Origin of the sequence: Pelomonas sp. V22, from assembly GCF_030014915.1 — a bacterium.
In the GTDB taxonomy this organism is placed as follows: Bacteria; Pseudomonadota; Gammaproteobacteria; order Burkholderiales; family Burkholderiaceae_C; genus JAUASW01.
The window spans coordinates 1,853,356-1,866,208 of record NZ_JAGIXS010000001.1 but is presented as its reverse complement, the minus strand read 5'-3'; the positions used below and the strand labels follow the sequence as shown (position 1 = coordinate 1,866,208).

Genomic DNA, 12,853 nt, shown 5'->3' with positions numbered 1-12,853 from the left:
ACAAGAACATGGAGACCCGCATGAACAACAAGCAAGCAGCCGGCGGCGAACTCGCCGGCAAGGTGACCCTGATCACCGGCGCCGGCTCCGGCATAGGCCGCGCCACCGCCCAGCTCTTCGCCCGCGAGGGCGCCAAGGTGGTCGTCTGCGACCTGAACCGCGCCGGTGGCGAGGCCACGGTGGCGGCCATCCGCGAGGCCGGTGGCGAGGCGGTCTTTGTCGAGGCCAATGTGGCCTTGGCCGCCGACTGCGAGCGCAGCCTGCGCGAAACCCTGGCCGCCTACGGCCGGCTCGACGTGCTCTTTAACAACGCCGGCATCACGCGCCGCGCCAATGTGGTGGACACCAGCGAGGCCGACTGGGACGCGGTGATGGCGGTCAACGTCAAGTCCATCTTCCTGATGAGCAAGTTCGCCGTGCCGGTGATGGCCGAGCAGGGCGGCGGCAGCATCGTCAATGCCGGTTCGGGCTGGGGCCTGGTTGGCGGCAAGGACGCCGTCTCCTACTGCGCCGCCAAGGGCGCCGTGGTGAACATGACGCGCGCCATGGCCGTGGACCATGGGCCGCAGAAGATTCGCGTCAACAGCATCTGCCCCGGCGACACCGACACCGCCATGCTTCGCCACGAAGCCGCGCAACTGGGCCTGGCCGAGACAGCCCTGGTGGAGGCCGGCAATGCGCGCCCCCTGATGCGCGTCGGCCAGGCCGAGGAGATTGCCCAGGTCGTGCTCTTCCTGGCCAGCGAGCGCGCCTCTTTCGTCACCGGCTCGGCGTATGTGGTGGACGGCGGCGGCCTGGCCGGTTCTGCCTGACTTGCGCCGGATTTCAGACTGATGTCTGCCTGATGGCTGGCTGACCTCTGGCACACCGGGTTTCCCTGCTGAGCGAACCCGCATGCGGCCAATATATTTAACTCGTTAAAACGTTTCAAATCACCATGCTGAACTGGGGAATCATCGGCGCCGGGAACATCTCGGGCGCTTTTGCCAAGGGCCTGCACCAGACCGACAGCGGCGGCCTCGTGGCCGTGGCCAGCCGCGACGAGGCCAAGGCCCGCGCCTTTGCCGAGGCCCATGCCGCGCCGGGCACGGCAGTCACTGCCCACGCGGGCTACGAAGCGCTGCTGGCCAACCCGGCCGTGGACGCCGTCTACATCGGCCTGCCGCACACCGAGCACCTGCACTGGACCGTGCGGGCCCTGCGCGCCGGCAAGCATGTGCTGTGCGAGAAGCCACTGGGCCTCAACCATGCCGAGGCCATGATCGCTTTTGATGAAGCAGAGCGCGCCGGCCGTGTGCTGATGGAAGCCTTCATGTACCGCTGCCTCCCGCAGACGGCCCAGCTGCTGGAACTGCTGAAGAGCGGCGTGATCGGCGAGCTGCGCCACATCCAGGCCTCGTTCTGCTACGCCTCCACGCCGCGTGCCGGTTCGCGCACCTGGGAGCCGGCCCTGGCCGGCGGCGGCATCCTGGACGTGGGCTGCTACCCGATGTCGATGGCCCGCCTGTTGGCCGGTGCGGCCTGTGGCGAGGCCTTTGCCGAGCCGGTCGAGATGCAGGCCATGGGCCGTCTGCATGAGTCCATGGGCGTGGACAGCTGGGCCCTCGCCACGCTGCGCTTCCCCGGCGACATCGCGGCCCAGATCGCCACGGCCGTGAGCTTTGAGCAGGAGGAATCGCTGCGCCTCGCCGGCAGCCAGGGCGCGCTGGTCGTGCCATGCCCCTGGTACGGCGCCGGTGCAGGTGCCGGCGAGAGCCGCATCGAGCTGTGGGTTGATGAAGCGCTGGCCAAGAGCTGGACCATCACCACCGACCGCGGCCTCTATGCCTACGAAGCCGATGCCTTCGCCGCCGCCGTTCAGGCCGGCGCCGTGCCGCATCCGGCCATGAGCCCGGCCGATTCGCTCGGCAACCTGGCGGCGCTGGACCGCTGGCGTCGCGCCATCGGCCTGACCTATCCGTGCGAACAGGCGCCGGCGCTGGCGGGCCGCCAGACCCTGGCCGGCCTGCCGATCGCACGCCGCCCCGGCACGCCCATGCGCTACGGCCAGGTGCCAGGTCTTGCCAAGCCGGTCTCGCGCCTGATCATGGGCGTGGACCATCAAGAGACCCTGCCCTACGCGGCCGCGCTGTTCGACGACTACCTGGAGCGCGGCGGCAATGCCTTCGACACCGCCTGGGTCTACGACTTCGAGGGCGGGCACTGCGAGTCCATCTTCGGCGACTGGATGAAGGCGCGCGGCGTTCGCGACGAGATCGTGCTGATCGCCAAGGGCGCCCACACGCCGAACTGCACGCCCGAGGGCATGCGCCGCGAGCTGGCTGAGAGCCTGGCCCGCCTGCAGACCGACAGCGCCGACCTCTACATCCTGCACCGCGACAACCCCGAGGTGCCGGTGGGCGAGTTCATCGACGCGCTCAATGAGCAGCGCCGCCTTGGCCGCTTCCAGGCCTTTGGCGGCAGCAACTGGTCGCTCCCGCGCGTGGCCGAGGCCAATGCCTATGCGGCCAAGACCGGTCAGCAGGGCTTCTCGCTGGTCAACAACCAGCTCAGCCTGGCGCGCATGCAAGCGCCGATCTGGCGCGGCTGCGTCTCGGCCGGCGATCCGGACTCGCGCCGCTGGCTCGCTGACCAGGGCCTGGCGCTGTTCGCCTGGTCCTCGCAGGCGCGCGGCTTCTTCGTCGAGGGCCGCGCCGCACCGGGCCAGCAGGACGACGAGGAGCTGGTGCGCTGCTGGTACAGCGAGGCCAACTTCCAGCGCCTCGCGCGGGCCCGCGAGCTGGCCGCCAAGAAGGGCTGCTCGGCCATCAACATCGCGCTGGCCTGGGTGCTGGCCCAGGGCTTCCCGGCCTTCAGCCTGATTGGCCCGCGCAGCATTGCCGAAACCGCCAGCTCGATGCGCGGGCTCGACGTGCAGCTGAGCGCCGAAGAACTGGCCTGGCTGGACCTGGCCGATCTGGGGGCGCCGCTGTGAGCAGGGCCACGAGTGAGCCCACCAAGGTCGCCATCATCGGCGCCGGCGACATCTTCCCGGCCTATGCCCAGGGCCTCGCGGCCTTCGGCAATCTGCAGCTGGTCGCGGTGGCCGATGCCCGCGCATCGGCATCCGAGGCCCGTGCCGCCGAGTTCGGCATCGTGGCCCAGACGCCGGCCGAACTGCTGGCCGGCGACGCCGAGATCATCATCAACCTGACCCCGCCCGACGCCCACCTGGCCGTGGGCCGCCAGGTGCTGCAGGCCGGCAAGCATCTCTACACCGAGAAGCCGCTGGCCGCGAGCTTCGACGACGGCCAGCGCCTGATGGAGGCCGCCGCCGCGAGCGGCCGCCGCATAGGCTGCGCGCCCGACACCTTCCTCGGTGGTGCCGGCCAGGCCGCGCGTGCGCTGGTGGACAGCGGCCGCCTGGGCCGCATCGTGGCCGGGCAGGCCAGCATGATGGAGCGCGGCCCGGACGACTGGCATCCCAATCCTGCCTTTTTCTACCGCCCCGGTGCCGGCCCGCTGATGGACATGGGCGTCTACTACCTGACCCAGCTGGTGCAACTGCTCGGCCCGGTGCGCCGCGTGAGCGGCATGGCGCACACGAGCTGGGCGCCGCGCACGGTGCCGCGCGGCCCGCGCCAGGGCCAGAGCATCGCCGTCGAGACGCCCACCCATGTGGTGGCGGGCCTGGAGTTCGAGGCCGGCGCCTTCGTCACGCTCAGCACCAGCTTCGACGTGTGGAAGCACAAGAGCAGCCACATCGAGCTCTATGGGGAGCAGGGCTCGGTGGTGCTGCCCGATCCCAACCAGTTCGGCGGCGCCTTGAGCGTTTGCGAGACCGACGGCGAGTGGCAAGACCTGGCCCCGCGTGCCTTCACCGGTCGTCTGCGCGGCCTGGGCGTTGCCGAGATGGCCGCTGCCCTGCGCGCCGGCCAGCCGCACCGCGCCAGCGGCGAGCTGGCCCTGCATGTGCTCGAGATCATGGATGCCACGCTGCGCGCCGCCGCCAAGGCCAGCCCGGTGAGCCTGAGCACGCGCTGCGAGCGGCCCGCACCGCTGCCGCTCGGCTTTGAAAAGCAGATCGCCTGCGAGGTCGCCGCATGAAGAAGCCCCAGCCCCTGATCAAGATCGCCCTGCAGCTCTACACCGTGCGCAGCGCCGGCGACCTGGCCGCGCGCCTCGCCCTGGCCCGCGAGGCCGGCTACGTCTGGGTGGAGAGCGAGGCCCTGCACAGCCTCCCGGCCGAGGCCTTCGTGGCCACACTGCAAGCGAGCGGCATGGGCCTCGCCTCCATGCATGTGGAGATGAGCGACCTCGGTCAGCGCCTGCCCGAGATCCTGCACGCCTTGCAGGCCCTGGGCTGCCAGCAGCTGGTGATGCCCTGGCTGGACGAAGGCGAGCGGCCTGCAGACCGCGCCGGCTGGCTCGCGCTGGCCGCGCAGCTCGAGCAATACGCCCAGGTTCTCGCGTCCAAGGGCATTGCCCTGGCCTATCACAACCATGCCTTCGAGTTCGAGCGCCTGGCGGACGGCCGCACGGCGCTGGAGACGCTGTTCGAAGCCGCGCCCAGCCTGCGCTGGCAGCCCGACGTGGCCTGGGTGGCGCGCGCCGGCGAAGACCCGGCCGCCTGGCTGTCGCGCCATGCCGCGCGCCTGCAGTCGGTCCATGTGAAGGACCTGGCGCCCGACGGCCACGGAGAGCCGGCCGAGCAGGGCTGGGCCACGCTGGGCGAGGGCCGCCTGCCCTGGGGCCAGTGGCTGCCCGGCCTGGCCGCGCGGCTGCAGACCTTCATCGTCGAGCACGACCACCCGAGCCAGCCAGCGCGCACGGCGCGCGTGGGCCTGCGCTATCTCAGCGAGCGCCTGCACTGACATGGCCCAGCTCAGCATCCAGGCGCTGTGCAAGCGCTTCGGCCCGGTGGACGTCCTGAAGGACATCGACCTCGAGATCGCCGACCGCGAGTTCGTCTGCTTCCTCGGCCCTTCGGGCTGCGGCAAGTCCACGCTCTTGCGCTGCATTGCCGGCCTGGAAGCGGTGCAGGGCGGCGAGCTGAGGATGGACGGCCGGCGCATCAACGAGCTGCCGCCGGCCGAGCGCGACCTGGCCATGGTGTTCCAGAGCTATGCGCTCTACCCGCACATGTCGGTGCGCAAGAACCTGGCCTTCGGCCTCAGCCTGCGCGGCCGGCCCAAGGGCGAGATCGAGGCGCGCATTGCCGAAGCGGCGCGCATGCTGCAGCTCGAAGACCTGCTGGAGCGCAAGCCGCGCCAGCTCAGCGGCGGCCAGCGCCAGCGCGTGGCCATAGGCCGCGCCATCGTGCGCCAGCCCCGCATCTTCCTGTTCGATGAGCCGCTGTCCAACCTCGATGCTGCCCTGCGCGAGAACACCCGCATGGAGCTGGCACGCCTGCACCAGAAGCTGCAGGCCACGATGATCTACGTCACCCACGACCAGGTGGAGGCCATGACCCTGGCCGACAAGGTCGTGGTGCTGAACCAGGGCCGCATCGCCCAGGTCGGCAAGCCACTGGAGCTCTATCACGCGCCGGCTGACCTCTTCGTGGCCGGGTTCATAGGCTCGCCGCGCATGAACCTGCTGCCGGCTGCGGCCCTGGCCGGCGCGTTTGCTGGAGGTGTAGCGCGCGAGGGCGCGGTCACGTTGGGCATACGCCCCGAGCATCTGCGGCTCGGCGCGGCAGGTGCCTTGCGCGCCGAGGTGCGCATGGTCGAGCGCCTGGGCGCGCACAGCCTCGTGCACCTGCGCCTCGCCAATGGCCATGCGCTGACCGCCAGCGTGGACGGCGGGCATGCGGTGCAGCAGGGCGAGACCCTGGGCCTCGACGTGATGGACGAGCACCTGCATGCCTTCGATGCCGAAGGCCGGGCCATGAGCAAGCCCTTGAGCGAGACCGTGCGAGAAGCACTGGCACTGGCATGAAGCATCTCCTGCTGGCGTGCGCCCTGTTGCTGAGCCCCGGGTGGGCCATGGCCCAGGTGCTGCGCTTCGCCACCTGGGACGGCAGCGAGAACCTGGACATCCAGCGCCGCATCGCCGCTGCCTTCGAGCAGCGCCATCCCGGCGTGCGCGTGCAGGTCGAGGCCTATGGCGCCGGCTTCAACCAGAAGCTCTCGGCCGCCATGGGCGCGCGCAACCCGCCCGACGTGATGATGATGTGGAACTTCCCGCTCTATCACCGCGTGCTGGAGCCGCTCGATGCCTACCAGGCCCGCCAGGCTGCTTTCGATGCGGCCGACCTGGTGCCCGGCCTCCTGCGCTTCGCCACGGTGGACGGCCGCCTCTACGGCGTGCCGGCCGGTTTCACCAGCCAGGTCATCTACTACAACAAGGACATGTTCGACCGCGCCGGCCTCGCCTATCCGCAAGCCGGCTGGCGCTGGGAGGACTTGCGCGCGCTGTCGCAGAAACTCAGCCGCCCGGCGGCCAAGGTCTATGGCTATGGCCTGGACGTGGCGCCGGACCCCTACGACTTTCAGGGTTATCTCTGGAGCGCCGGCACGCGCATGCTGGCGGCCGATGGCAAGACGCTGCAGGGTGAGTTCGACTCACCGGCTTCGCAGGCCATGTTCAGCCTCCTGCTCGGCCTGCTGGACCAGGGCCTCGCGGCCACGCTGGGCGTGGGCGATGGCAAGAACCAGCGCCAGCTTTTCGTGGCCGACCGCGTGGCCATGCTGATGGACGGCGCCGCCTTCCGGCTCGAACTGGCGCGCGACGGCAAGCGCTACGGCGTGGCGCCGCTGCCCAGCTTCCAGGGGCGGCCGGCGCAGAGCGTGGTCAGCGTGTCCTCGCTGGCCATCGCGCGCGACTCCCAGCACAAGGAGCTGGCCTGGCAGTTCATCCGCTTCTACAGCAGCGTCGAGGCCGTGCGCCTGCGCCAGGGCGACCTGCCAGTGCTGATGAGCGTGGCCCGCGAGCTGCGCTTGCAAGACGACCCGCAAGTCCAGCCCTTCTATGCGATGGCGCTGAGCATGCAGGAGGCGCCGGCCTTCCTGCTGAACCCGCGCTGGACCCGCGCCTCGGGCGTGGTGCGCGATGCGATCCAGGAGGTGTTCCTGAAGAAGGGCGATGTGGCGGCCATCCTTCAGCGCGCTGCTCTGAAGGCGGAAAGGAAGCTGCAATGAATGTGAGCCCCTCGCCCAGCTTGCCGGCCCTGGACGGGCGGCAACCCGGACGGCCCCCCGAGGCGGCGGTGGTGATCGCGGCGTCGAACCGCGATCACCCGTCCGAGCGGGCCGCCTTGGGAGCGGCCCGGCGTGCGGCCCGCCGGCTGCGCTGGCCCAGCGGTCTCACGCCCTACCTGCTGGTCGCGCCCTGGGTGCTGGGCTTTCTCGCGTTCACGCTGGGCCCGCTGCTGTACTCGCTCTACACCAGCTTCTTCGACTGGCCGCTGATGGGCGGCGAGCGCTTCGTGGGCCTGGACAACTACCGCCGCATCCTCGCGAGCGACGACGACTTCTGGGATGCGCTCGCCGTCACCGGCCGCTTTGCCCTGCTCTATGTGCCGTTGCACCTGGCCGGCGCGCTTGGCCTGGCGCTGCTGCTGAACCGCCGGGCCGTCGGTCAGGGCCTTTTCCGTACGCTGTTCTACCTGCCGAGCATGCTGTCGGGCGTGGCCCTGGTGACGATCTGGAGCTGGATCTACAGCCAAGAGTACGGCCTCCTGAACTACCTGCTCGGCCTCGTGGGCCTGGACGCCGTGAACTGGCTGGGCAGCCCGCGCTGGGCCATGTGGTCGGTGGTGATCGCCAGCCTCTGGAGCCTGGGCGGCACCATGCTCGTCTTCCTGGCCGGGCTCAAGGCCATCCCGGTGGACCTGTACGAGGCGGCTGCGCTGGCCGGTGTGTCGCGGCTCAAGCAGTTCACGCACGTCACCTTGCCCCTGCTCTCGCCGGTGCTGCTGTTCAACCTCGTCACCACGCTGATCGCCGCCTTCCAGCAGCTCACGCTCGCCCTGCTGCTGACCGAGGGCGGCCCGCTCAAGTCCACCTACATGCTGGCCATGTATGTCTACGACACGGCCTTCAAGTACTTCGACATGGGCTATGCCTCGGCCCTGTCCTGGCTCTTGTTCCTGCTGATCCTGCTGCTGTCCATGAGCGTGATGCGCTTCTCCAGCCTGTGGGTGTTCTACGAGAACGAGGTGAAGCGTGGCGATGGAGGCCGCTCATGAAGAAGCCTTTCGACGCCGCCTGCCATGCCCGCCGCCTGGCCTACTACACGCTGATGCTGGGCCTGGCCCTGGCCTTTGCCTTGCCGCTGTACTGGACGCTGGTGAGCGCGCTCAAGTCGAGCAGCGAGCTCTACACCTGGCCGCCCGTGTGGTGGCCGGCCCTGCCGCGCTGGGACAACTTCGCCGAGGCCTGGGCCGCCCAGCCCTTCGGCCAGTTCCTGTGGAACTCGCTGCTGGTGGGCGTGCTCTCGACCGTCGGGCAGCTGTTCTCGTCCAGCCTGGTGGCCTACGGCTTTGCGCGCTTCGAGTTCCGGGGCCGCGATGCGCTCTTCATGGTGGTGCTGGGCTCGATGATGATTCCCTGGGACGTGACCATGATCCCGCTGTACATGCAGTTCAACTGGCTGGGCTGGATCAACACCCTGAAGCCGCTGATCGTGCCCAACTTCTTCGGCGCGGCCTTCTACATCTTCCTGCTGCGCCAGTTCATCATGAGCATCCCGCGCGAGCTCGACGAGGCCGCGCGCATGGACGGCGCCAATGCCTGGCAGATCTACTGGCGCATCCACCTGCCGCTGATGGCGCCGGCCCTGGTGCTGGTGGGCACCTTCCAGTTCCTCGGCAGCTGGAACGACTACCTCGGCCCGCTGATCTTCCTGAACGACCAGAGCACCTACACGCTGCCGCTGGGCCTGGCCCAGTTCCGCGGCCTGCATGCCAACAACCTGAGCTCCATCGCCGCCATGACCGTGCTGCTGTGCCTGCCGCCGCTCTTGCTGTTCTTCCTGGCCCAGCGCCACATCATGGAGGGCGCCAGTGCCGGCGCCGTCAAGGGATGAGCGCGCTGCTGCAGCTTTTCGATCCTCACCGCGTGCCGTTCTCGCGGCGCGAGAGCTGGCTCTGCGTGTCCTGGCTGGCCGAGGACCAGGCCTTCTGGCTGCGCTCCCTGCGCGGCGGCGACGAGCACACCGACTTGGGCCGCCTGTTCCAGCTGCAGCCGCTCGATGCCGAGGGTCGTGCGGTGCAAGGGCAATGGCATCTGCAGCCCGATGTGCTGAGCTTCCGCGCCGCCGAGGGCGAGCTGCAGCTGGCCTGGGCCGATGCCGACACCCTGGCCATTCAAGCTCGCGGCCTCGGCCTGCAGCTGACGTTGCAAAGCAAGCGCTACGACTATGCCCAGCGGCTCTCCGAGCGGGCCGTGCATGTGAGCTGCGCCAGCCAGGACCTGTCGGCCCGCGTGGCCCTCGCCGAAGGGCGCCTCGCCCTGGACGCGCCCTGGCAGGGCCAGCGCGCCGAGCACATTGCGCTCGCGCTGTTGCCCGATGACGCCGGCGCCTTGGCAGCTTCCGTGCACCTCTACCGCGCGATGCCGGCACGGCTCGACGTGGCCAGCTTTGCCGCCGCACGCACGGAGGTTGATGCCGACTTTCAGGCCTGGTTGGCCTGCACCCTGCCGGTGGCGCAAGACCTGGCCCCGCTGCGCCGCCTGGCGGCCTACATCACCTGGTCCTGCCTGGTGCCGGCGGAAGGGCGCTTGCACCACCCGGCCATGTACATGTCCAAGAACTGGATGACCAACATCTGGAGCTGGGACCATTGCTTCAATGCCTTGGCCCTGGGCGCCGGCCAACCCGAGCGCGCCTGGCAGCAGCTGGCCGTGCTGTTCGAGCTGCAGCATGCGAGCGGCCGCCTGCCGGACTTTGCCAACGACCTGCAGGCCTATTGGCGCTTCACCAAGCCGCCGGTGCATGGCTGGACCGTCGCACAACTGCGCCGCCTGGCACCCTGGTCGGCTGCGCGCTGTGCGCAGATGCACGACTGGCTGGCCGCGCAGGCGCGCAGCTGGCTGGCCACGGCCCCCGAGGGCGGCCTGCCGGCCTACGACCATGGCAACGACGCCGGCTGGGACAACGCCACCGTCTTCCTGCAAGGCACTCCGCTGCAAAGCCCCGATCTCGCTAGCTTCCTGGTCTTGCAGCTGGAAGAGCTGGCGGCCCTGGCCGAGCTGCTGGACCGCCCGGCGCAGGCCCGCGAATGGCGCGGCGAGGCCGACGCCTTGTTCGAGCGGCTGATGGCGCAACTCTGGACCGGCGAACGCTTCGTGGCACGCCTGAGCGATGGCCAGGCGGTGGACGCGGATGGCGACAGCCTGATTGCCTTCATGCCGCTGCTGCTGGGCCAGCGCCTGCCGGCCGAGGTGCGCGAGCGGCTGCTGGCCGAGCTGTTCGAGCCCGGCCGCTTCCTGAGCCCGCATGGCCTCGCCACCGAATCGCAGCGCAGCCCGCACTACCGTGCCGATGGCTACTGGCGCGGCCCGATCTGGGCGCCGACAAGCCTGCTCTTCGTCGACGCCCTGGACCGCTGCGGCCGCCCCGACCTCGCCGACGAACTGGCGCGGCGCTACACCGCGATGTGCGCGGCTTCGGGGCTCTCTGAAAACCACGAGGCCCAGACAGGCGCGCCGCTGCGCGACCCGGCGTTCACCTGGACCTCCAGCGTGGCCCTGTTGCTGGGCCACCGCCTGCACGCCAAGAAGGAAGCAAGCTGATGAGCGAAGTCCCCACCAAAGTCACCCTCAAGACCCTGGTGCGCCACACCGGACTCTCGCTGGGCACGGTCTCGCGGGCGCTGCAGGACGGGCCCGAGGTGAAGCTTGAGACGCGCGAGCTGGTCAAGGCCGCCGCGCGCGAGCTGGGCTACACGCCCAACCTGGCCGGCGTGAAGCTGCGCACTGGCAAGACCTACACGCTGTCCATCGTGCTGCCGGTGGAAGACAGCGAGCAGGACTTCACCGACAGCGGCTTCATGGCCCTGGTCTCGGGCCTGCATGCCTCGCTGGCCGGCACCTTCTACAGCCTCGTGGTGCAGCCCGAGCTGCCCGATGAAGACCCGGTGGCCGGCCTGCGCAAGCTGGTCGAGACGCGCCGCGTCGACGGCCTGGTGCTGACCCAGACCCGGCCGCAGGACGAGCGCATCCGCTACCTGCTGGAGCAGGACTTTCCCTTCGTCAGCTATGGCCGCAGCGCGCTGGCCACGCCTCACCCCTGGTACGACACCGACCACGAGGACATGGCCTACCAGGCCACGCGCCGCCTGATCGAGCGTGGCCACAGGCACATCGCCATGCTGAATCCGCCGGCCGAGCTGATGTACAGCCAGCACCGCGACGCCGGCCACCGCCGTGCGCTGCGCGAGGCCGGCATCGCCCACGACCCGGCTCTGACCCAATGCTCGGGCCTCTCGGCCGCCGATGGCCGCCGCCTGGTGCTGGAACTGGCGCAGCGCCGGCCACGGCCCACCGCCTTCGTGTGCGCGAATGAATACGGCGCCCTGGGCGCGCTCTCGGCCTTTGCCGAGCTGGGCTGGCAGGCCGGCCGCGAGGCGACGGTGGTGGCCACCGACGACAGCAATGTCAGCGCCTATTTCGTGCCGCCGCTGTCCACCTACTACGCCTCGCTGCACGGCGCCGGCCGGCAGCTCGGCCAGCTGCTGCTGCGCCGCCTGGAAGGCGAGCCGGTGGACCAGCTCTGCGTGCTGGAGCAGGCCGCGCTGATCGAGCGCCAGCCGGACCATTGCAGCGGCCCTGCATCACAAGAACGAGGAGGAGATTCAAGATGATCGAGATCGGACCCCGCAAGGGCGGCGGCCCCCGCCTGCTGGCCGACGTGGGCGGCACCAATGTGCGCCTGGGCTGGCAGGGCGGCGATGGCGCTGCCATCGAGCATGTGCAGACCCTGGCCTGCGATGCCCACCGCGACCTGGGCGACTGCCTGCAGCGCTACCTGCAGAACCTGGATGCGGCCGGTGCGGCCCGCCCCACGCAGGCGGCACTGGGCGTGGCCACGGCCGTGCTGGACGACCAGATCCGCCTGACCAACCGCGACTGGGCCTTCTCGGCCCAGGCCCTGCATCGGCAACTGGAGCTGCAGCGCCTGGTGGTGCTGAATGACTTCACCGCCCTGGCGCTGGCGATACCGGCCCTGCCCGAGCCCGACTTCTGGCATGTGGGCGGGCCCAGCACCGGCGCAACCGGGCCGCTGGCGGTGATAGGGCCGGGCACCGGGCTGGGTGTCTCGGGCCTGGTGCCTCAAGGCGACAGGCAATGGATCGCCCTGCAGACCGAGGGCGGCCATGTGGGCCTGGCGCCGCAGAACGAGCGCGAGGAGGCCTTGCTCTCGAAGCTGCGCCAGCGCTTCGGGCGGGTCTCGGCCGAGCGCGTGCTGTCGGGGCCAGGTCTTGCCCATCTGCGCATGGCCCTGGCCGAGGTCGACGGCCAGGCGCTGGACCGTGAGCCCGTTCCCGCCGAGCTGCTGCAGCAGGCGCTGGCCGGCGAGCCGGCGGCGGCCGAGGTGCTGGCGCTGTTCTGCGCCTTCCTCGGCGATGTGGCGGGCGATCTGGTGCTCTCGCTGGGCGCGCGCGGCGGTGTCTACATCGGCGGTGGCATCGTGCCGCGCCTCGGGCGCGAACGCTTCATGCGCTCGGACTTCCGCCCGCGCTTCGAGGCCAAGGGGCGCCTGGCCGGCTATATGCGCGAGGTGCCGTCCCATGTGATTGCGAGCCGGGAACCGCCAGCCCTGCTCGGAGCGAGCCGCGCGCTATGAAGCCGCCCGCCTAACCAGAAAACGGCGCGCCCCGGGCTGGGCGTGACCGTCCCCAACCGAAGCATGCATGCGAGGCCGCCTG

Annotated in this window: 11 protein-coding genes; all 11 read left to right on the top strand. The window is 70.1% G+C overall.

The window, feature by feature from the left end:
• The first annotated feature begins 20 nt into the window (after positions 1 to 20).
• The 11 genes from J7U46_RS08445 (at position 21) to glk (ending at position 12,771) form a co-directional block, all read left to right on the top strand.
• On the top strand, positions 21 to 812 hold the full coding sequence (locus tag J7U46_RS08445) for a glucose 1-dehydrogenase (protein WP_282824672.1): 792 nt from the start codon (positions 21 to 23) through the stop codon (positions 810 to 812).
• 125 nt (positions 813 to 937) lie between these two features.
• Positions 938 to 2,974 (top strand): aldo/keto reductase, encoded by a 2,037-nt coding sequence (locus J7U46_RS08440; RefSeq protein WP_282824670.1) that lies wholly within the window; start codon positions 938 to 940, stop codon positions 2,972 to 2,974.
• A complete protein-coding gene (locus J7U46_RS08435) occupies positions 2,971 to 4,086 on the top strand; it encodes a Gfo/Idh/MocA family oxidoreductase (RefSeq protein ID WP_282824668.1) in 1,116 nt (371 codons plus the stop codon). Before J7U46_RS08440 ends, J7U46_RS08435 begins: the two co-directional genes overlap by 4 nt.
• Entirely contained in the window at positions 4,083 to 4,853 is a 771-nt protein-coding gene (locus J7U46_RS08430; protein ID WP_282824665.1) for a sugar phosphate isomerase/epimerase, read from the top strand. The genes J7U46_RS08435 and J7U46_RS08430 overlap by 4 nt, the downstream gene beginning before the upstream one ends.
• A gap of 1 nt (position 4,854) precedes the next feature.
• Positions 4,855 to 5,919 carry a sn-glycerol-3-phosphate ABC transporter ATP-binding protein UgpC gene (gene ugpC / locus J7U46_RS08425; protein ID WP_282824664.1) on the top strand — a complete coding sequence of 355 codons (1,065 nt, stop codon included), beginning with the start codon at positions 4,855 to 4,857 and terminating at the stop codon, positions 5,917 to 5,919.
• Positions 5,916 to 7,121, top strand: a complete 1,206-nt coding sequence (locus J7U46_RS08420; RefSeq protein ID WP_282824663.1) for a sugar ABC transporter substrate-binding protein — start codon at positions 5,916 to 5,918, stop codon at positions 7,119 to 7,121. The genes ugpC and J7U46_RS08420 overlap by 4 nt, the downstream gene beginning before the upstream one ends.
• Positions 7,118 to 8,170 (top strand): sugar ABC transporter permease, encoded by a 1,053-nt coding sequence (locus tag J7U46_RS08415; RefSeq protein ID WP_282824662.1) that lies wholly within the window; start codon positions 7,118 to 7,120, stop codon positions 8,168 to 8,170. The genes J7U46_RS08420 and J7U46_RS08415 overlap by 4 nt, the downstream gene beginning before the upstream one ends.
• A complete protein-coding gene (locus J7U46_RS08410; protein ID WP_282824660.1) occupies positions 8,167 to 9,009 on the top strand; it encodes a carbohydrate ABC transporter permease in 843 nt (280 codons plus the stop codon). Before J7U46_RS08415 ends, J7U46_RS08410 begins: the two co-directional genes overlap by 4 nt.
• On the top strand, positions 9,006 to 10,718 hold the full coding sequence (locus tag J7U46_RS08405; RefSeq protein WP_282824658.1) for a trehalase family glycosidase: 1,713 nt from the start codon (positions 9,006 to 9,008) through the stop codon (positions 10,716 to 10,718). Before J7U46_RS08410 ends, J7U46_RS08405 begins: the two co-directional genes overlap by 4 nt.
• The gene (locus J7U46_RS08400) at positions 10,718 to 11,788 is read left to right on the top strand and encodes a LacI family transcriptional regulator (RefSeq protein WP_282824656.1); all 1,071 of its coding nucleotides are present in this window, start codon (positions 10,718 to 10,720) and stop codon (positions 11,786 to 11,788) included. Before J7U46_RS08405 ends, J7U46_RS08400 begins: the two co-directional genes overlap by 1 nt.
• Positions 11,785 to 12,771 (top strand): glucokinase, encoded by a 987-nt coding sequence (gene glk / locus J7U46_RS08395; protein ID WP_282824654.1) that lies wholly within the window; start codon positions 11,785 to 11,787, stop codon positions 12,769 to 12,771. The genes J7U46_RS08400 and glk overlap by 4 nt, the downstream gene beginning before the upstream one ends.
• Positions 12,772 to 12,853: the final 82 nt, after the last annotated feature.

What these genes read in the sequence shown, in the direction of transcription:
- J7U46_RS08445 (WP_282824672.1), top strand. Translation starts at nt 21, where the DNA reads ATGAACAACAAGCAAGCAGCCGGCGGCGAACTCGCCGGCAAGGTGACC.
- J7U46_RS08440 (WP_282824670.1), top strand. Translation starts at nt 938, where the DNA reads ATGCTGAACTGGGGAATCATCGGCGCCGGGAACATCTCGGGCGCTTTT.
- J7U46_RS08430 (WP_282824665.1), top strand. Translation starts at nt 4,083, where the DNA reads ATGAAGAAGCCCCAGCCCCTGATCAAGATCGCCCTGCAGCTCTACACC.
- ugpC (WP_282824664.1), top strand. Translation starts at nt 4,855, where the DNA reads ATGGCCCAGCTCAGCATCCAGGCGCTGTGCAAGCGCTTCGGCCCGGTG.
- J7U46_RS08420 (WP_282824663.1), top strand. Translation starts at nt 5,916, where the DNA reads ATGAAGCATCTCCTGCTGGCGTGCGCCCTGTTGCTGAGCCCCGGGTGG.
- J7U46_RS08415 (WP_282824662.1), top strand. Translation starts at nt 7,118, where the DNA reads ATGAATGTGAGCCCCTCGCCCAGCTTGCCGGCCCTGGACGGGCGGCAA.
- J7U46_RS08410 (WP_282824660.1), top strand. Translation starts at nt 8,167, where the DNA reads ATGAAGAAGCCTTTCGACGCCGCCTGCCATGCCCGCCGCCTGGCCTAC.
- J7U46_RS08405 (WP_282824658.1), top strand. Translation starts at nt 9,006, where the DNA reads ATGAGCGCGCTGCTGCAGCTTTTCGATCCTCACCGCGTGCCGTTCTCG.
- J7U46_RS08400 (WP_282824656.1), top strand. Translation starts at nt 10,718, where the DNA reads ATGAGCGAAGTCCCCACCAAAGTCACCCTCAAGACCCTGGTGCGCCAC.
- glk (WP_282824654.1), top strand. Translation starts at nt 11,785, where the DNA reads ATGATCGAGATCGGACCCCGCAAGGGCGGCGGCCCCCGCCTGCTGGCC.